Consider the following 17,294-nt stretch of genomic DNA (forward strand, 5'->3'; position numbering starts at 1 on the left):
AGTGAGAATTCAATTAATTGTAAAAGAGGTATAACAATGACTGTTTCATTAAACCCCATTTCCAATGATGAAAAGCATATTCTTCAGAATTTATATTCCCTTTATTTACATGACCTTTCAGAGTATACCGATGGTTTAGACATATCAACAGATGGTTCATTTGAATTTGATTCATTTGAATTAATTTGGAAGGAAGAAGGGTTAACACCATATTATTTAAAAAAAGATAAGACAATTGTAGGGTTTTTATTACTTTTAGAAAGGCCATTTTTAAAAAAGGACTGTGATTACAGTATTAATGATATTTTTATGTTGAAAAAATATAGAAGAAAAGGTATTGCAATTTCATTATTAAAGGAATTGTTTAAACAAAAAAAGGGTAGTTACTATATTGTTGAATTAGCTAAGAATATTCCTGCTGTTATATTTTGGAGAAGGGTTTTTAGTGCGCTGAATATAGAGTTTGAAGAAAAAAAGAAAATTGTCGATGATGAAGAATGTTTGGTTCAATCCTTCCGAATTTAAATGAGATTATTAAACTATCGGGTGCGTTAGCTGAAGATCGGAGCTGTTTTAAAGTCAGCTCTTTCTTTATGGCACTAACGGGGCAGGTTAGCATTCCTGTAGATCGTTAAATATCAGGTTTGAAAAAAATAGAGCCCCTCAGTAAGATATGAGTATAGAGTCCAATCTAACTCAGAATCTTAAGGAGGAAGCCCTACTATGAATTTTAAAATGCAAGACAAACAAAATCAACTAATAGAAAGAATTTCCGATACACACCTTATTGTTGGTGTGGATATCGCTCAACAACTACACGTTGCAAGAGCAGTTAACTTCCGTGGAATTGTAGTTGGAGACCCTCTTACATTTGAAAATAATGAAGAGGGGTTCCTTAAACTATTAAAATGGATTCATGATTTAAAAAGATTAAAAAACTTAGATGCAGCAATAGTAGGTATGGAGCCAACAGGCCATTACTGGATTAACCTTTCAAAATGGTTATATAACCAAAACATTGAGGTTGTAACAGTCAATCCCCACTTAGTAAAAAGGAATAAAGAGAATCGTGATAATACCCAATCTAAGAGTGATAAAAAAGATGCGCTCGTTATCGCGGATATGGTCAAAAACGGCTACTATTCCTTTATTCGCCCATCATCAGAATCATTTGAGAAGCTTAGAGTTCTAATGTCTAATCGTGATGTGATTGTTAAACGTCTCGTGATGTCTATTAATCAAGTAAATCGATGGGTGGATGTGGTCTTTCCTGAACTCAGACAAGTGTTTAAAGATGTAACGTGCAAAGGGGCGATCGCAACCCTTCGTTTATTTCCTACACCGGATGAAATATCTTCACTAGAAACACTAGATGTCATGAGGGGTTGGAAGTCTTTAATGAAAAGACAACCAGGACCCAAGAAGGCTCAATTACTAATCAATCTAGCAAAATCCTCTATTGGGACCGGACAAGCTCTTGATGCTTATAAATTCCATTTAGAACAATTATTAGAGGAATATGACCTCGCTGTCAAACAACTCGAAAGAGTTGAACAACAAGTTAAAGAAGTTCTCTACAAAATCCCATTTGCAAAAAAACTACTTATGATTAAAGGAATAAGTGAAATTTCATTAGCCGGGATACTGGGTGAATCAGGAGATCTAAGTGGTTTCTCTCCGGCAACTCTCTATTACGGCATGCGGGATTACATCTAGCTGAAGCAAGTTCAGGCAAATGGAAAGGTCAGATTGTCATTTCAAAGCGTGGAAGGTCAAGACTACGACGATTCCTCTACTTAGCAACTATGAGCCTTGTGATGAATAACCCTGAGTTTAAGGCCGTCCATTCCCATAATGTGAAGGTAAAGAAGATAAAGAAAATGAAATCAATCATGAAACTCATAGGTAAACTAGCAAGGATTTTTGTAGGAATAGCACGACGAAACGAGTCTTATTGTCCAAATAAAGTCCAAGTATTGATCCCATTAGCAGCATAGAAATAAAACATTAGTTATATAGAATGTATCATTCAAAATAGTTAACTTTAATTTTGAATGTTGTCTTATTCGTAGGATTTCAAATATGTACGAGTACCAGGTTTCTTAAACAAAAGGGCACTGTGACCCATCAGGTTAGCATAACTGGCCTCCACCCCTTGGATAGGCATGACGAAGGAATGAGAGGGCAATTGACCCGTTGAGACATGGGAGGGAAAGCCTCCAGGGGCGGCGTGGAGATGTACATTATATGGTAAAATGTGGAGTGGTAGCTGACTCCTTTATTTAACTATGCCTTCACGAAGCCTAACTTATCTGAACTCAATTCATTTACCCGTAAGTCTAATTACAGGGGGTATGAAATCCTGCGAATAAGTGAGCATTCGAGAGATATTCGCATCAAACTGAGGGAGTTCAAGAAGAAAAAGGGAAGTTACTAATCAATGATGTTGAATCAATTAGACTTCCTCTTTACGTTATAAGGGAATAGAATATAAATAAAAAGGTGATTACAATTAAAAAGGTAAAAAGTATCCTATTTTTTCTTCTTGGATCCATATCTCTTGTGATTGGTATTGCAGGGACTGTGTTACCAGTTCTGCCGGGCGGTCCGTTTTACTTATTTGCTGCTTTTTGTTTTGCTAAAAGTTCCAAGTCGATTGAAAACTGGTTCAAAAGCACCTCATTATATGAAAAATACGTTGAAGCATTCCTGCAAAAAAAAGGTATGACTCGAAAAGAGAAAATCAGAATCAATTTAATTGCCGACTTCTTCATCGTAATTTCTGTATTTTATGTGGACATCCTATTAGTGAAAATCTTATTGGTAGTGCTCGCCCTCTACAAACATTATTATTTCATTAAAAAAATTAAGACAATTGACCGAAAAAGTAAGAAACAAAGCGCTTTTTAAGTAACGGGTCCTTACATCAAGAGAGTTGCTGCGGCAGCTCTTTTTCTATGGTGCTAAAATGGGGCAGGATAGTTGAACAATAAAAATAAAAAGCATTCTATATTGAATGCTTTTTATTTTTATCATAATTTGGTGATGTACTAGAGTGTGTTAATATCCGGTCTAATACTTTTTCAGTAAATGACATAAAGTAATTAAGTATAAGCCCCCCTAAACAAACGGTTAATAAAGTTCCAATGCCAATTGGTCCATTTAAAATCATGGCCATTATCAAGAATATGAGGTAAATGAATGTTCTCGAAAAAAATATATTTGTTCTAGTTAATTCTTGGATGATTAATGTTAACCGGTCAACTGGAATCGGTGCAAAATTTGTGTGTAAATATGTTGCAGTTCCTAATCCTACAAGAACTAAGCCGATTCCAAAACAAACAACTTTGCTGTACCATAGTTCAGGTGTTATCAAATTGTGCAATAAAAAAAGCCACGTATCAATACCAATACCTGTTATAAATGCTGTTAACAACCCCAAAACTTCTGGTCTTTGTCTTTTTAAAAATGAATTACTACATATCAATATTAATGCTATTATTATTTCCCAACTACCCACAGTAAGCCCCACATTTATGGACAGTCCTACTAAAAGTGCATCAAAAGGGGAAGTTCCAAGGTCTGATTGTATAGTGAAAGAGATACCAAGCGTTAATATTAAAATTCCTAATACATAAAAAACATACTTCACTTTACTCGACCCCTTTATCATTATTTTTTTGTTGCAAACGCAACAAAGTTAAGTTAAATTTAATATATGCCTATTTTATTGCATTTGCAACAAAAATATGTACTAAGGAGTTAATTATGAAGGAAATTCTTCGAGAAATAGGAATGATTGCAAGGGCATTGGATTCTTTAAGTAATATAGAATTTAAAGAGCATGACCTTACAAAAGGGCAGTATTTGTACGTTGTGCGAATATGTGAAAACCCGGGAATCATTCAAGAAAAGTTAGCTGAGATGATAAAAGTAGATCGAACAACAGCAGCTCGTGCAATAAAAAAACTTGAAATTAATGGCTTTATTGAAAAGAAAGAAGATAAACATAACAAAAAAATTAAAAAACTCTCTCCAACAGAGAAAGGGAAAAATGTTTATCCTTTTATAAAAAGAGAAAATGATTATTCCAATATCGTTGCATTAGAGGGACTTTCCGAAAGAGAAATCGAAACCATTTTCAATCTTCTTCAAAGAGTAAGAAAAAATATAGAAAAAGACTGGGAATTTGTAAAAAAGGGAAACAAGAGAAATTATTGATTATATAAAGGAGTGACATATTTAAATGACTTTAAATATAAAAAAATGTACCCTTGAAGATTCACGCAAACTTCAAGTAATTAGTTATGAAACATTTAATGAGACATTTAAGCATCAGAATTCACCCGAAAATATGAATGCCTATTTGGAAAGGGCATTTAACTTAAAACAATTAGAAAATGAATTATCCAATATTTCTTCGCAATTCTATTTTGTTTATTTTAATAATGAAGTCGCTGGATATTTAAAGGTCAATACCGATGATGCTCAGTCTGAAGAAATGGGTGCTGAATCACTTGAAATCGAGAGGGTTTATATAAAGGAAAAATTTCAAAAACATGGGCTTGGTAAATATCTGCTAAATAAAGCTATTGAAATCGCGATGGACCGTAATAAAAAGAAAATCTGGTTAGGTGTATGGGAAAAAAACGAAAATGCTATTGCTTTTTATAAGAAACTGGGGTTTGTTCAAACTGGAGCCCACTCCTTTTATATGGGTGATGAAGAACAAATGGACCTTATAATGACCAAAACACTCACATAACTTTTTTTGAAAGGTGGATGATTATGTATATTCCAAAATATTATAAGGTCAAAAATGTTGATGAAATTTGGGATTTTGTTCAAAAAAACTCTTTTGGCACGATTGTCACAACAGAACAAGGGAAACCGATTGCCACTCATTTGCCTTTGGGGTTAAATAAAAAAGGTGATGATTACTATATTACTGGGCATTTGGCTTATGGAAATCCTCAGTGGAGAACATTTGAAACCTGTGAAGATGTGCTTGTAATGTTTCAGGGATCGAACGCTTACATTTCTTCTTCTTGGTATGGGCATGAAGAAGTTCCAACATGGAATTATCAAGCCGTCCATGTATATGGTAAAGCAAGCATTTTAGGGAAAGATGAATTAATAGAAGAATTAACAATAATGCTGGAAAAATATGAAGAAAATCGTGAAAATCCTGTTTTATGGGATAAACTTTCTCCTCATCTCTTAGAAAGTGAACTGAAAGGCATAGTTGGATTTAAGATTAAGGTGGGAGACATTCAGGCTGCATATAAATTAAGTCAGAACCGAACTGAAACGGATTATATTAACATCATTGATAAGCTACAAAATGAGGAAAATCCAAATTCGAAACAAATGGCAGAACTGATGGAAAAGAGATTGAAAAATCACATATAAGCCCAATTTTTATTTAACCCTCAGATGCAAGAATTAAAGAACGGAACGGAGCTGTCATATTGGCAACTTCTCTTCATTTATGAAAGATTGTACTTAAAGTAAGAGTGCGTTAGTTCAATTCGTTTGGGGCTGCTTATCGGCAGCTCCTTTTTTGATTGCAGCAGGTGTTGCAAGCTCTAAAGTGAATTTTTTAAATTGGCCAAACTAGTGGTATCGATTGATCCTTCAAAGTTTATTTAAAAAAAGTTGACAAAGTCCACTAATCACACTAAAGTATTAGTGGATAAAGTCCACTAAAAAGGAAGTCTACAATGAATATAAATAAAAATACCATTGCTGATATACGGCAATTCAATAGATTTTATACGAATATACTTGGTGTATTGGATAAGCATATTTTGGATACCGGATATTCTTTCACTGAGGCACGGGTAATTTTAGAAATCGGTTTGATGGAGCAGTGTATAGCAAATAATTTAGTTGATAAACTGGAAATTGATCGCAGCTATATGAGCAGAATAATTAACAAGTTAAGTAAAGATGGACTTGTTATGAAGGAAAACTCGACCTTGGATAACAGAACTAGCCTGATTCAGTTGACTCCTGAAGGGATGACACTTTTTAACCAGCTTAATGAAAAATCCGATGAACAAATAGTGAGGTTATTCCAAGGATTATCACAAAATGATATAAAAGAAATCCATGCTTCTATGATGTTCATTCAGAAGAAATTGGATAGTTTGGGGAGGATATAGGATGATACGTTTTGAAAATGATTATACAGAAGGTGCTCATAAGCGAATTCTTAAACGATTAATAGAAACCAATGAAGAACAAACACCCGGGTATGGAGTGGATGAACACTGTGAAAAAGCGAGAGCTTACATTCGAAAAGAGTGTGATGCTGCGAATGCCGATATACACTTTTTAGTAGGAGGAACACAAACGAATACAACTATCATCGCTTCAATTTTGCGGCCGCATCAAGGGGCAGTGGCTGCAATTACCGGTCATATCGCAGTACATGAAACAGGAGCTATTGAAGCCACTGGTCATAAAATACTTACTTTACCGAGTGATGATGGGAAAATTGAAGCTGAACAGGTGAAAGAATTATATGATGCTCACTGGAATGATGTTACTCATGAGCATATGGTACAGCCAGGCTTGGTTTATATTTCTAACCCTACAGAAAATGGAACGACTTATAGTAAAGCCGAATTGGAAGCATTAAGTAAAGTTTGCCGCGAATGTGGTTTGCCATTGGTATTGGAAGGCGCTAGATTAGGGTATGGTTTGGCTTCAATAGACAGCGATTTAACCTTGGCGGATATTGCAAGGCTTTGTGATGTGTTCTATATAGGAGGGACGAAAATTGGTGCAATGTTTGGTGAAGCGGTAGTCATCATGAATGATGCCCTGAAAAAGGATTTCCGATATTTCATCAAGCAAAAGGGAGGATTACTGGCTAAAGGAAGACTTTTGGGAATCCAGTTTGAAACCTTATTTGAAGATGGCTTATACTATGAAATTTCTAATCATGCCGTGGAAATGTCAATCATGATTCGAGAAGCGTTTGTTGAAAATGGATTTTCATTACGATATGATTCTACATCGAATCAGCAGTTTCCCATTTTACCGGAAGATGTAATTTTGGAATTAGGCAAAAAGTATTCATTCTCCTTCTGGGAAAAAGTCGATGCTACACACAGTGCTGTGAGATTTTGTACTAGTTGGGCTACGAAAAAAGAACATGTTGAAATGCTGGTAGAGGATATCAAAGCAACTAAAGGAGAAAAAAATGGCCTCGTTAGAGTTATATTTAGAGAATAGTTATCTAAAAGAATGTTCGGCAAATATTGTTTCCATACAAGATCGATTTGTTGTGTTTAATCAAACGATTTTTTATCCAGGTGGCGGTGGGCAGCCTTGTGACCGAGGGTTTATTAAACAAGGTGATGAAACCTATAAAATAGTAACAGTAAAAAAATAGATGGTGAAATAATTCATGAACTAGAACGTCCATTACAGGAAATTAATCAAACAGTAGAGATGCAAATTGACTGGTCCTGGCGGTTTCAGAATATGAAGTACCACACATTATTGCATGTCATTTCAGGTTATTTATTTCAACATTACAATGCTTTAGCTACAAGCAGTCAAATTGAAAAAGATCATGCGAGATTAGAGCTGTCTTTTTCTCCTGAAATAATGGGTGAAATACCATTTGATTCATTAGAACAATCGATAAAGAAGATACTGGCACACCCCCATAATGTTTACGCGAAAACAATTAGCAGGACTGAAGCAGAGCAAAAAGATGGGTTCATTAAAACGGTCATTAATTTACTTCCAGCCTCTCTTAACCAAATTCGAATCGTTCAAATAAATGATATTGATGAGCAAGCATGTGGCGGAACCCATGTTAACAACACAAATGAAATTAAAGACTTTTCCATTATGAAGATTCAACAAAAAGGTCCCACGAAAAAAAGGATTAAAATTAAACTATTGGATTAAGTTCCACTATCCCTTCTTTTTATCGAAAATTTACTAATATAAACATCTTTAAGCATCGGACAGGGTATTTTCATTAACTGGTGCTCAATCTAATAATGAAGGTTATGCAAAAGTCGTGGCAGAGGTTAGCTGTTTAATTAAAATGAATTGTTTGTTAATATATAAGCTAAATGAAAAAGAGTATACAATTCGTGACGAATGAATTGTGCAATAGAATTATTCTTAATAGAATTTGGTCTTAAACCGACGAGGGTAAAAGGAAATTGGAGCAGGTTGACGAAAGTATGGCTGGGAAATTTCTTGAGAGAAAAGGAGACATTAATAATGACAATTTCAAAAAAAACTTTAAGGACTTGCGACGAAGGACACAAATACTATAAATCCAGCGACTGTCCGACCTGCCCGGTTTGTGAGCAAGAACGCAAACCTGAAGACGGATTTCTTTCATTACTCTCGGCACCAGCCAGACGAGCATTGGAACACAATGGGGTAACCTCTTTACAACAGCTAACAAAATATAGTGAAAAAGAGATATTGAAATTTCATGGTATGGGACCAGCTTCTTTACCAAAACTAAGGGCTGCTTTGGAGACAAATGGGTTATCATTCAAAAATTAAACACAAGAATGAGTAAACTTACAGGAATGCATTTGAGCATATTTCAAGTTCTTCCTCAAGTCACAAGGGCATTACGTCAATAAGGGATTAGGAACATCGATCATTCCTGAATTTTATGGACACCCTCCTTGTTAAAACTCTAAAAAGTGAGGTAATGAAAATCATGAGTTCCTATACTCCCTATTTTGAATTCAATCGAAAAAAGTGGGCATCTTTACGAAACCATACTCCTCTTCCTTTAACTGAAGAAGAATTGGATAACTTAAAAGGAATAAATGAAGAAATATCCATTCAGGAAGTGGAAGAGGTTTATTTGCCCTTGACCCGTTTAATTAATTTATATGTCGAAGCTTCTCAGCAGCTTAACACGGCTACATCTTCCTTTCTGAAAACTAATGCAAAAAAAGTACCGTATATAATTGGAATTGCAGGGAGTGTTGCTGTAGGAAAGAGTACGACAGCAAGGTTACTTCAGACATTATTATCTAGATGGGATAATCATAGAAACGTAGGTCTTGTCACTACAGATGGTTTTTTGTACTCAAATGATTTCTTAGAAGAAAAAGGACTGATGAAACGAAAAGGGTTTCCTGAAAGTTATGATACTCAAAAACTAATTAATGTTATCGGAGATGTAAAAGCAGGTAAAAATAAAGTGGAAGTTCCAATCTACTCACATTTGACGTACGATATTTTGCCAAATGAAATCCAGACCATCTGTAATCCAGATATTTTAATAGTGGAAGGTGTTAATGTTCTTCAAGTTGACAAAGAAAATCAAGTATTCGTCAGTGACCTTTTTGATTTTTCACTCTATGTTGATGCAGACGTACCCGACATTGAACGGTGGTATGTTGAAAGGTTTCTTCTACTTCAAAAGACAGCGTTCCAAAGGCCCGAATCGTACTTTCATCGTTACACTAATTTGTCTAAAGAAGATACCATTAAATTAGCGACTCAAATTTGGGAAGAAATTAATTTGAAAAATTTACATGAAAATATACTTCCGACAAAAGGACGGGCCAATCTAGTTTTAAAAAAAGGATCAGATCATAAGGTTGAAAATATACATTTGCGAAAATGATAATTTTAGTTAATAATCAAGTCGATGCTATATCAATGAATAAGGAAACAGGTATTTGTACCGTAATTATAAATTAAAGAACAAATACGAAATAACTGTGAAGAGTTACTGGAACAAGCTTCTTCTTGACATACTCTATAGTGTTAATTAAATATAGATATAGATTGTGAAGAAATGTACTTAAAGTAAAGAGTGCTTAAGTTGAAGACGGAGTTGCGACGCAGCTCTTTTTTCACGTAAAAGAACAGACATGTTACTATAGTAGAGGAGAACCTGATTTTATATTATCTGAGGTAAGCATATCTTATTCATCAAAGGAGTTTATTCATCATGCATGTACTACAAAAAACACAAAAAATAGTTCGCTATCAAAATCAACAGGGCAATATACATTACGGTATTGTTGAGGATGAGATAATATTACAACTGTCTAGCAGTTTTGCTGAACTTGTCAACAAGGAAATAAAGTATGACGGGGTAGAGCTGAAATATAGTGACGTGAAAATTTTGGAACCTGTAAAACCTTCTAAAGTGGTTAATTTCGGCTGGACATATGCAGGTCATGCGAAGGAAACAGGGGGAGAGGCAAACCTTGTAGAACCATTTCTATTTTTAAAGCCATTATCTTCGCTTATTTCAGACAAGGAGAATATTATACTTCCTCCAAACGAGCTAACCAACCAAGTGGAGCTTGAAGGGGAAGTGGCCCTGGTCATTGGAAAGCGCGGAAAGAACATTAAAGAAGAAGATGCGCTTGATTATGTGTTTGGTTGCACGATATTTAATGACGTCACAGCAAGAGATCTTACAAAAAAAGATCCACAGTTTACTCGGGGCAAAGGATTTGATACGTTCGGACCTTTAGGGCCGTGCATCGTTACCGGGGTAGATCCTACCAATTTGCGGATTGTGACCACTTTAAACGGCCGCGTTGTCCAAGACGGGAATACCAATGAAATGTCTCTAAGCATTCCGTATTTAATCAGCTGGCTTTCGCAGGTAATGACTCTGGAGCCAGGTGACATTTTGGCCACGGGTTCACCATCTGGCAGCTGCCCGATCAAGTCGGGGGATGAGGTCGTTGTTGAAGTCGAGAATATCGGTCGGTTGTGTAATGGTGTCCAGTAGGGCGTGCCTGCATTCTTAATAACCAAAAAAGAAAATAGTCATAAATAGATGAGCCGACTTATGTAAATTATACAGGGCATCATCTCGCTTTGTTTGTTATTAAGATGACTCTCATGTGCAAAGTCTTATTAAACAATCAGGTGCATTAGCGAAGATCAAAGCTGTCTCTAAGGCAGCTTTTTCTTTATGCAACTATCGGGGCAGTTTTTTGGAACAAGGAATTTCAATAAAAATTAAAAATCAAAACATCTTAAATATTTTTCACAACAGGTCTAATCTTCATCATCATAGGATATCTTATTTTGAATGATTTAGTAGATAAATATCTTCCTAGTGAAGAATATGGGATATGGCCATTTGGATGTTTGTTATTGTTATATTTGATTCATATAACAATTAAATGATTAAAAAAAGATCAATAACTCTCTTCGATAATTATTTTTAGGATGCGATTCTTTAATTAGGAATCGCCTTTTTTATTGAACTAACAAGGGCAGGTTTGTTGAAGAAGAAGGTTTATTTAGAAGGACGTTGAAGTAGTAATCAAACATAATAAAATATATAGAAGGGAACAAAAACTAATGAAATACGAATGGAGAAAACAAGAGAAGAATTTATATATCCCAAAACAAAAATCTGAACTTGTAAAAATTCCAGAACAGAAATTTTTTATGATAAAGGGAAAAGGAAATCCAAATGAACACGAATTCGCTGAAAAGATAGGTGTTCTTTATTCATTGGCTTATGCTGTCAGAATGATGCCGAAGCAAGGATACACTCCAGATGGATATTTTGAATATACTGTATTTCCATTAGAAGGAATATGGGATTTAACAGAAGAGGGAAAGAAATTAGATACATTAAATAAAGATGAATTATTATATACTATCATGATTAGACAACCAGATTTTGTAACAAAAGAAATAGTAGAGAGAGCATTTGAAAATGTAGAAAAAAAGAAACCACATCCATTTCTAAATGATGTAAAATTCGGTACATTACAAGATGGTTTATCTGTCCAGATACTTCATGTAGGCCCCTATGATGATGAACCTCAAAGTTTTAAATTAATGAATGAATTCATAAAAAATAATAATCTTGAAAGAACTTCATTACAACATAGAGAAATATATCTTTCGGATTTTAGAAAAGTTGAACCTGCAAATTTAAAAACTGTTTTGAGATATAAGGTTAAGCCAATAGAATAGCATATTCTCTTAACTCCTAACGTGCATATTAATGTAGCAAAGATTGTGAAGGAGTGTACTTAAAGTAAAGGGTGGGCTTTGCTTCATTATCAGGAGCTGATCAGTAGCTCCTTTTCTTTTGCAACTAAAGGGGCAGGTTAGTGCAACAAGGAATTTCATTGTCAGTAGTGAATTTAATAAAGAGGTAATGTCAGATTATGATTAGAGGTGAAATTTATGAAAGTACATTTGAAATGTGTTACGAGAGAAAATTGGGAAAAGGCACTAGCACTAAAAGTTAAGAAACAGCAAAGTAACTTTGTACCACCAGTAGCCGTTTCACTTGCCAAAGTTTATATTAAACCAGACGGGGATAACATTGTTTATTTGCCCTTTGCCATATATGACAAAGAGATAATGGTCGGTTTTATCATGCATGCTTACGATGAAAATACGACGAATATGTATTGGATTAACGGATTCATAATTGATGAGAGTTATCAGGGTAAAGGATATGGTAGGGCGGCACTGTCTGAGATGGTTCATTGGATAGCAAATAGGTTTACCATTTGTAAAGAAATTCGTCTAACCGTATTTAAAGATAACGAAAATGCTCGTGAATTATATAAACGTTTTGGCTTTCTTCCCACAGGAGATGTCTATGGAGAAGAAGATGTGTGGTTTCTTCCTATAAAATAACTATGTTTCTTAAGGAACTTCCAGGTGCATTGAAGATCATAGCTGTCTTTAAGGCTCAATTCTATGCGATGTAGAATGCTAATACGAAGTCTAAATTACCTTTTATACACTCGTTAAATCCCCTTCACTAAAGTTAGTTTTTTTCTTTTTGCGTTATTTTTCATTATAAATTTTTCAATATAATAGATGATAATAATAAATACAGACATAATGCCAAAATACGTAACGATAACGCCTAAAGCGTTCGAACTCTCGACATGACCTTTTTCCCCTTTGGACCCACTTTCCGAACGATTTGGTCTTTCGCCCCTTTCGAAGTCCCCATCTTGAAAGTTCAGTTTTTCTCCCCCTTTGAGGCCATTCATTTGTATAGAAGAAAGATTGATTTTTTTGAACCAACTATACAATTTGATGTGGCGGTATTATCCCATTGTTCATGGTATTTCAAGCAACCAGAAGATTTATTGAATTACTTTAAAAAAATTCGTGGATTGGCAAAACATATATGTTTTGCAGAATGGGACCTCGATTTTACCTGCATTACGCAACGTTCCCATTTTTGTGCGGTTTCCATTCTAGCCTTGTATTCAAACTTCGTAAAGAATGAAGGGAATATCCAAAACTTGTTTCATAAAACTCAAATTCACCAGCTACTCCAGCAAGCAAATTTTGAAGTGGTAAAACAACTTACAGTCGATGCAACCTTATTACAAGACGGTCAATGGGAAAAAAGTTATGCGAATAGTATCCGTGCAGAATTTATTAAAGTTCCTTCCATGATACAACCGTTGATAACTAGTTATTATGAATTGATGAACACTTCAAATGGAAATGGGCATTCATTAAATAGTTTCATTGTTTGTGCAAAGTGAAAAGTTCCTCATTTGAAGGAATGATTTTTGGTTTTGTATGATTGTGAAGGAATGTACTTCAACTAAGGAGTTCAAGATCCAGGGCTGCCGAATTGGTTGCTTTTTTGCTAACTGAACTATCGGGGCAGGATAAATGAACAAATCTTTTTATATATTATTGCTTTGATTATTGAAAACAAAGTATTAAATTTAGAACCATAGAATAAGTATTAGAAGTGAAAAGGAGCTTGCCTAGTTATTTTTTTCTTCTTGTTTTCGTTTTTATCTCCAACTTTCTTCCTTTTTATTATTAGGGGAAAAGACGTTTTTTCGAAAAAAGGAAATTACAATCTCATGAACTTCTTTTAAAAAGACATCAATTTTCTTTCCTGCTTATAATAATAATCGAAGGTGAGTGAACATGAAAAATAGAATAAAAACAAAAATGATAAAAATACTCAGTGGTAACAGGGAAACTAGATTAACCGTTCAAGTTGCAGATACTCATAGAAAAAGAGAAAAGGGCTTAATGTTTGTTAGAAAATTACCCGAAAATGAGGGTATGTTATTTGTTTATTCGGAAAAAATATTTGGTGGCTTTTGGATGAAAAACACATTCATTCCTTTATCTATTGCTTTTCTTGATTCAGATGGGGAAATTCTAAAAATACTTGATATGGAGCCTTGTAAAGTGGATATATGTCCTACCTATGATCCGGAACTTTCTTATCGTTATGCAATTGAAGTGAATCTTGGATGGTTTGAAAAGAATCAAATCAAAGAAGGGGATTATGTAAAGTTTGATTAAATTCAAATCACCTCACCTCTAGTTCTTAGAGGTGAGGTGATTTTTTAATGGATATTTATGTTAATATTTCTAGGGAGATTGTGAGATTAACCTTCTTATAAAAGAATCATTCAATTGAATAGTGAAGAGTATGTTTAGAATTATCTTTTAGTCAGGACATGCTCTTTCTATTTATTCATTTATCAAGGTATTTTTGTATTAATTTTATCAAACGTTGTTTTCAAAGATACATAACGATTCCTTCTTACTAAAAATTCGAAACTATTTACTAAAAAACTATTTTGCGTGATTAAAATTGTAAACTTTTCTTTACCTTATACGTCTAGTTGGCAGGAGGACGATGATGAATGACATAAATAAGAATAACGAGCTGAATTCAGAGCTTAATATCGTATATAGATATTTGCGAAAATTGGGTATTTCACAAGCTGATGCAGAGGATGTTGTTCAGGAAACGGCTTATAAGTATCTGCTTTATTACGATACGATTCAGACTTCTAAGATAAGGAGTTGGCTGATACGTGTATCATTAAATTTTCATTATGATCAGTGCCGGAAGAAACGGCGGTATGACCTCAATTTAAATGAAGGACTTTTAGAGACGGATATGAATGAGCTTCCAGAGGTGATTTTTCTTGAAAAAGAGAGGATTAGAGAGGTTGGGTATGCACTATCAAAGTTAAAGCCGCACTTTCAAGAACTTTTGTTATTGAAGTATCAATCAGGATTATCGTACGAAGAGATATCCAAGTTATTAGAGAAACCTATCAGTTCTATTAAGACGAATTTATTCAGGGCCAGGAAACAGTTAGCGAAGATTTATAAGGAGGCAAACCATGAGCGGTAATCACGAATCTAAAAAAGAGGAAGAAATCGATTTTATCAGCAAACCTTCCTTGCAAAAGGCCCTCCAAAAAACGAAAAGGTGGCAAACATTCAAGTATGTAATCATTGCTGTACTTACAACTACCATCCTGTTGACCACTCTTTTCACAGGCAGTCAATACATTCTCAATAAACGGCTAGAGCATCAGGATAGTATATATGAGATGGTCCATGGGGCAAATATATCTTTTGGGGATAGCAGCTATGATTACAATTTATTTAGTGTAACAAGAGAAACTACATATCGTAAAAGCATTGGTGACCGTTCAATAGTATGGGATAAAAAGATCGAGAAAATCCCATTGTTCGGAAGGATAGACACCATTGAACGTGGAAGTGGAATGGTTGAAGTCAATGTTTTTAACGAAAAGGAGCAACGGACAGTCCGTTATAATGATTTCAATAATGAAAGAAAAATCGATTTTTATTATCCAGGTTTGTCCTATGACTATTTACCGGATGAACTTGATACTGCCGTTGGTTTGGACAAAAATACGTTAATCGAGGTTGCCCTTTCCTTTAAGGAGCCAATGACTTTAGCAGAGATGGGTAAGCAGCTTGGCTATGAAAATGTAAATTGGCTATGGGTCGATACAACAACTGTCGCTCAAATGGACAGAATGACAAAGGAGCTGGATTCTGATAGCTTAAAAACTAAGGGCGGTGGAGGTGCCTTTGGATTTGATGTCAGCCAAGAAGTTCCTTATTCTGGGGAAAGTGGGCAGGGGTTCATTCACACGTTGGAGCAACTGAGTAAAACAGACAGTCATAAAAGCTCTATTAAAGAAGCTCTGAAGGGAATCAAGGAAAATACCCAATCTTCAAAAGGGGAAGTCCGTTTTAACGGGGCCGTCGTGACAGGTACGGCAGAGGAGCTTAGACGTTTCCAAAAACTAGATTTCATTCGCGCCTCCGTCATTGGCGCTACGATTGATAAGTATTAAAAGCAGGTAAATACTAAATGAACTTATCGATTTAAAAACCAGGAAAAATATAATGATTGAAGATCAGGTTGCCATTTGGCAGTTTTTTTCTTATGTAACGAACAGGTGCTTTACTTTATTGTCAGGAGCTGAACAGCAGCTCTTTTTCTTATGCAATAAACAGTGAATGAACAATTCCAGTTCTGCTGCAGGGAAAGGGATTGATACCTGATATTATTACTGTTTTAATAATAGCCCATTCCTCACTTGATTTTCTCACATAAAATAATCATACGCCTATGGATAGTAAAGGAGGTGATTACTTGGAAGAAAAAACATCTTCTAATAACCATTCTAAATATTTTGAACCATTCATAAGTCCCAACCCAATTACTTCATTTAATCCCGTTCAGCGCTTTCCTAAAATTGATAAAACAGCATTTGTAAGTCAGTTTTCCAGTGTCATAGGTGATGTTACCATTAGGAACAATGTTTATGTAGCTCCTAATGTAAGTATACGTGCGGATGAAGGAACCCCATTTTATATAGGTTTTAATACAAATATCCAGGACGGAGTAATTTTACATGGTTTTAAATAAAAGGATTTCAGTTGGAACAAAAAAGTATTCAATATTCATTGGAAATGAAGTGACCATTACTCATGGTGCCCTTGTTCATGGTCCTTGTTATATCGCAGACAAGGTATTTGTTGGTTTTAATTCCATTGTTTATACGGCAATTGTAGGGAAAGGCGCATTTATTTCTTATAATGCAGTAGTAACAAATGGCGTTCGAATTCCACCTGATAGGTTCGTACCACCTGGAGCTAATATTGATTCTCAAGAAAAAGCGGATGCACTTTCGCCAGTACCAAAGGATGGTAATGAATTTGCAAATGCAGTTCAACGAGTCAATCAGGAATTTCCCGCATCTTATCACCTGCTATTTGGGATAAACCGTTGCTCCTGCGGATTTGCCTATGACCAACTTTAAACGTGAAATGGATGCTGGATCAGATCCTTTTCGCAAAGGACTCTTTATAGAAACCCGAAGCTGTCATCTTGGCAGTTTTTTTTATTGTAATTGGTGCAGTCCGGTTCACTGAATTGTGAGTTTGTGATGATTTGTACTTAAAGTAATGGACGCTTTACTTTAATAAGGAAGGTTGCTGTCTCAGCC

General features: G+C 35.0%; 21 protein-coding genes and 2 pseudogenes. 21 read left to right on the forward strand and 2 right to left on the reverse strand.

Annotated features, from left to right (window positions below; all coding sequences use genetic code 11):
• Window positions 1-36: 36 nt before the first annotated feature.
• The 4 genes and pseudogenes from ABIE66_RS02980 (at window position 37) to ABIE66_RS02995 (ending at window position 2,910) form a co-directional block, all read left to right on the forward strand.
• Complete coding sequence (locus ABIE66_RS02980) at window positions 37-525, forward strand: GNAT family N-acetyltransferase (RefSeq protein ID WP_370013805.1); 489 nt, start codon at window positions 37-39, stop codon at window positions 523-525.
• Window positions 498-635 carry a hypothetical protein gene (locus ABIE66_RS02985; protein WP_370013806.1) on the forward strand — a complete coding sequence of 46 codons (138 nt, stop codon included), beginning with the start codon at window positions 498-500 and terminating at the stop codon, window positions 633-635. Before ABIE66_RS02980 ends, ABIE66_RS02985 begins: the two co-directional genes overlap by 28 nt.
• A gap of 88 nt (window positions 636-723) precedes the next feature.
• A pseudogene (locus ABIE66_RS02990) lies at window positions 724-1,997 on the forward strand (IS110 family RNA-guided transposase).
• A 505-nt stretch (window positions 1,998-2,502) separates the two neighbouring features.
• Window positions 2,503-2,910, forward strand: a complete 408-nt coding sequence (locus tag ABIE66_RS02995) for a YbaN family protein (RefSeq protein ID WP_289323634.1) — start codon at window positions 2,503-2,505, stop codon at window positions 2,908-2,910.
• Between the two features lie 97 nt (window positions 2,911-3,007).
• Here the strand turns inward: ABIE66_RS02995 and ABIE66_RS03000 are convergent, their stop codons facing one another.
• Entirely contained in the window at window positions 3,008-3,652 is a 645-nt protein-coding gene (locus tag ABIE66_RS03000; RefSeq protein ID WP_370013807.1) for a YczE/YyaS/YitT family protein, read from the reverse strand.
• A gap of 116 nt (window positions 3,653-3,768) precedes the next feature.
• On the opposite strand from ABIE66_RS03000, the gene ABIE66_RS03005 reads away from it, so the two are divergent.
• The 12 genes from ABIE66_RS03005 to ABIE66_RS03060 all read left to right on the forward strand — a co-directional run bounded on the left by ABIE66_RS03005 (window position 3,769) and on the right by ABIE66_RS03060 (window position 12,648).
• Window positions 3,769-4,221 carry a MarR family winged helix-turn-helix transcriptional regulator gene (locus tag ABIE66_RS03005; RefSeq protein WP_370013808.1) on the forward strand — a complete coding sequence of 151 codons (453 nt, stop codon included), beginning with the start codon at window positions 3,769-3,771 and terminating at the stop codon, window positions 4,219-4,221.
• 25 nt (window positions 4,222-4,246) lie between these two features.
• Window positions 4,247-4,765: a spermidine/spermine N(1)-acetyltransferase gene (gene paiA / locus ABIE66_RS03010; RefSeq protein ID WP_370013809.1), complete on the forward strand. Its 519-nt coding sequence runs from the start codon at window positions 4,247-4,249 to the stop codon at window positions 4,763-4,765.
• 23 nt (window positions 4,766-4,788) lie between these two features.
• Window positions 4,789-5,412: an FMN-binding negative transcriptional regulator gene (locus ABIE66_RS03015; RefSeq protein ID WP_370013810.1), complete on the forward strand. Its 624-nt coding sequence runs from the start codon at window positions 4,789-4,791 to the stop codon at window positions 5,410-5,412.
• A gap of 311 nt (window positions 5,413-5,723) precedes the next feature.
• On the forward strand, window positions 5,724-6,167 hold the full coding sequence (locus ABIE66_RS03020) for a MarR family winged helix-turn-helix transcriptional regulator (protein ID WP_289323640.1): 444 nt from the start codon (window positions 5,724-5,726) through the stop codon (window positions 6,165-6,167).
• Between the two features lies 1 nt (window position 6,168).
• Complete coding sequence (locus ABIE66_RS03025) at window positions 6,169-7,245, forward strand: threonine aldolase family protein (protein WP_370013811.1); 1,077 nt, start codon at window positions 6,169-6,171, stop codon at window positions 7,243-7,245.
• Window positions 7,214-7,405 carry an alanine--tRNA ligase-related protein gene (locus ABIE66_RS03030; protein WP_370013812.1) on the forward strand — a complete coding sequence of 64 codons (192 nt, stop codon included), beginning with the start codon at window positions 7,214-7,216 and terminating at the stop codon, window positions 7,403-7,405. The genes ABIE66_RS03025 and ABIE66_RS03030 overlap by 32 nt, the downstream gene beginning before the upstream one ends.
• 92 nt (window positions 7,406-7,497) lie before the next feature.
• Window positions 7,498-7,932, forward strand: coding sequence for an alanyl-tRNA editing protein (locus ABIE66_RS03035; protein ID WP_370013813.1), 435 nt, complete (start codon window positions 7,498-7,500; stop codon window positions 7,930-7,932).
• 324 nt (window positions 7,933-8,256) lie between these two features.
• The gene (locus ABIE66_RS03040; RefSeq protein ID WP_289318047.1) at window positions 8,257-8,550 is read left to right on the forward strand and encodes an RNA polymerase alpha subunit C-terminal domain-containing protein; all 294 of its coding nucleotides are present in this window, start codon (window positions 8,257-8,259) and stop codon (window positions 8,548-8,550) included.
• 163 nt (window positions 8,551-8,713) lie between these two features.
• Window positions 8,714-9,634, forward strand: coding sequence for a type I pantothenate kinase (coaA, locus tag ABIE66_RS03045; protein WP_289333527.1), 921 nt, complete (start codon window positions 8,714-8,716; stop codon window positions 9,632-9,634).
• 330 nt (window positions 9,635-9,964) lie between these two features.
• Window positions 9,965-10,762: a fumarylacetoacetate hydrolase family protein gene (locus ABIE66_RS03050; RefSeq protein WP_289323645.1), complete on the forward strand. Its 798-nt coding sequence runs from the start codon at window positions 9,965-9,967 to the stop codon at window positions 10,760-10,762.
• Window positions 10,763-11,343: 581 nt separating this feature from the next.
• Window positions 11,344-11,970, forward strand: coding sequence for a GyrI-like domain-containing protein (locus ABIE66_RS03055; RefSeq protein ID WP_370013814.1), 627 nt, complete (start codon window positions 11,344-11,346; stop codon window positions 11,968-11,970).
• A 216-nt stretch (window positions 11,971-12,186) separates the two neighbouring features.
• A complete protein-coding gene (locus tag ABIE66_RS03060; RefSeq protein ID WP_289323647.1) occupies window positions 12,187-12,648 on the forward strand; it encodes a GNAT family N-acetyltransferase in 462 nt (153 codons plus the stop codon).
• Window positions 12,649-12,761: 113 nt separating this feature from the next.
• On the opposite strand, the gene ABIE66_RS03065 is transcribed toward ABIE66_RS03060, so the two are convergent.
• On the reverse strand, window positions 12,762-13,013 hold the full coding sequence (locus tag ABIE66_RS03065; protein WP_370013815.1) for a hypothetical protein: 252 nt from the start codon (window positions 13,011-13,013) through the stop codon (window positions 12,762-12,764).
• On the opposite strand from ABIE66_RS03065, the gene ABIE66_RS03070 reads away from it, so the two are divergent.
• The 5 genes and pseudogenes from ABIE66_RS03070 to ABIE66_RS03090 all read left to right on the forward strand — a co-directional run bounded on the left by ABIE66_RS03070 (window position 13,014) and on the right by ABIE66_RS03090 (window position 17,108).
• Window positions 13,014-13,520, forward strand: a complete 507-nt coding sequence (locus ABIE66_RS03070) for a hypothetical protein (protein ID WP_370013816.1) — start codon at window positions 13,014-13,016, stop codon at window positions 13,518-13,520. It abuts the gene before it with no gap.
• A gap of 400 nt (window positions 13,521-13,920) precedes the next feature.
• Complete coding sequence (locus ABIE66_RS03075) at window positions 13,921-14,307, forward strand: DUF192 domain-containing protein (RefSeq protein ID WP_289323651.1); 387 nt, start codon at window positions 13,921-13,923, stop codon at window positions 14,305-14,307.
• Window positions 14,308-14,650: 343 nt separating this feature from the next.
• On the forward strand, window positions 14,651-15,154 hold the full coding sequence (locus tag ABIE66_RS03080) for an RNA polymerase sigma factor (protein WP_370013817.1): 504 nt from the start codon (window positions 14,651-14,653) through the stop codon (window positions 15,152-15,154).
• Window positions 15,144-16,136: an anti sigma factor C-terminal domain-containing protein gene (locus ABIE66_RS03085; protein ID WP_370013818.1), complete on the forward strand. Its 993-nt coding sequence runs from the start codon at window positions 15,144-15,146 to the stop codon at window positions 16,134-16,136. Before ABIE66_RS03080 ends, ABIE66_RS03085 begins: the two co-directional genes overlap by 11 nt.
• Before the next feature lie 278 nt (window positions 16,137-16,414).
• A pseudogene (locus tag ABIE66_RS03090) lies at window positions 16,415-17,108 on the forward strand (LbetaH domain-containing protein).
• Window positions 17,109-17,294: the final 186 nt, after the last annotated feature.

The organism is Peribacillus sp. B2I2, assembly GCF_041261685.1.
In the GTDB taxonomy this organism is placed as follows: domain Bacteria; phylum Bacillota; class Bacilli; order Bacillales; family DSM-1321; genus Peribacillus.

Excerpts from the sequence above, each read along its gene's own strand:
- ABIE66_RS02980 (WP_370013805.1), top strand. The coding sequence starts at position 37 with ATGACTGTTTCATTAAACCCCATTTCCAATGATGAAAAGCATATTCTT.
- ABIE66_RS02985 (WP_370013806.1), top strand. The coding sequence starts at position 498 with ATGTTTGGTTCAATCCTTCCGAATTTAAATGAGATTATTAAACTATCG.
- ABIE66_RS03005 (WP_370013808.1), top strand. The coding sequence starts at position 3,769 with ATGAAGGAAATTCTTCGAGAAATAGGAATGATTGCAAGGGCATTGGAT.
- paiA (WP_370013809.1), top strand. The coding sequence starts at position 4,247 with ATGACTTTAAATATAAAAAAATGTACCCTTGAAGATTCACGCAAACTT.
- ABIE66_RS03015 (WP_370013810.1), top strand. The coding sequence starts at position 4,789 with ATGTATATTCCAAAATATTATAAGGTCAAAAATGTTGATGAAATTTGG.
- ABIE66_RS03020 (WP_289323640.1), top strand. The coding sequence starts at position 5,724 with ATGAATATAAATAAAAATACCATTGCTGATATACGGCAATTCAATAGA.
- ABIE66_RS03025 (WP_370013811.1), top strand. The coding sequence starts at position 6,169 with ATGATACGTTTTGAAAATGATTATACAGAAGGTGCTCATAAGCGAATT.
- ABIE66_RS03030 (WP_370013812.1), top strand. The coding sequence starts at position 7,214 with ATGGCCTCGTTAGAGTTATATTTAGAGAATAGTTATCTAAAAGAATGT.
- ABIE66_RS03035 (WP_370013813.1), top strand. The coding sequence starts at position 7,498 with ATGAAGTACCACACATTATTGCATGTCATTTCAGGTTATTTATTTCAA.
- ABIE66_RS03040 (WP_289318047.1), top strand. The coding sequence starts at position 8,257 with ATGACAATTTCAAAAAAAACTTTAAGGACTTGCGACGAAGGACACAAA.
- coaA (WP_289333527.1), top strand. The coding sequence starts at position 8,714 with ATGAGTTCCTATACTCCCTATTTTGAATTCAATCGAAAAAAGTGGGCA.
- ABIE66_RS03050 (WP_289323645.1), top strand. The coding sequence starts at position 9,965 with ATGCATGTACTACAAAAAACACAAAAAATAGTTCGCTATCAAAATCAA.
- ABIE66_RS03055 (WP_370013814.1), top strand. The coding sequence starts at position 11,344 with ATGAAATACGAATGGAGAAAACAAGAGAAGAATTTATATATCCCAAAA.
- ABIE66_RS03060 (WP_289323647.1), top strand. The coding sequence starts at position 12,187 with ATGAAAGTACATTTGAAATGTGTTACGAGAGAAAATTGGGAAAAGGCA.
- ABIE66_RS03065 (WP_370013815.1), bottom strand. The coding sequence starts at position 13,013 with ATGAATGGCCTCAAAGGGGGAGAAAAACTGAACTTTCAAGATGGGGAC.
- ABIE66_RS03075 (WP_289323651.1), top strand. The coding sequence starts at position 13,921 with ATGAAAAATAGAATAAAAACAAAAATGATAAAAATACTCAGTGGTAAC.
- ABIE66_RS03080 (WP_370013817.1), top strand. The coding sequence starts at position 14,651 with ATGAATGACATAAATAAGAATAACGAGCTGAATTCAGAGCTTAATATC.
- ABIE66_RS03085 (WP_370013818.1), top strand. The coding sequence starts at position 15,144 with ATGAGCGGTAATCACGAATCTAAAAAAGAGGAAGAAATCGATTTTATC.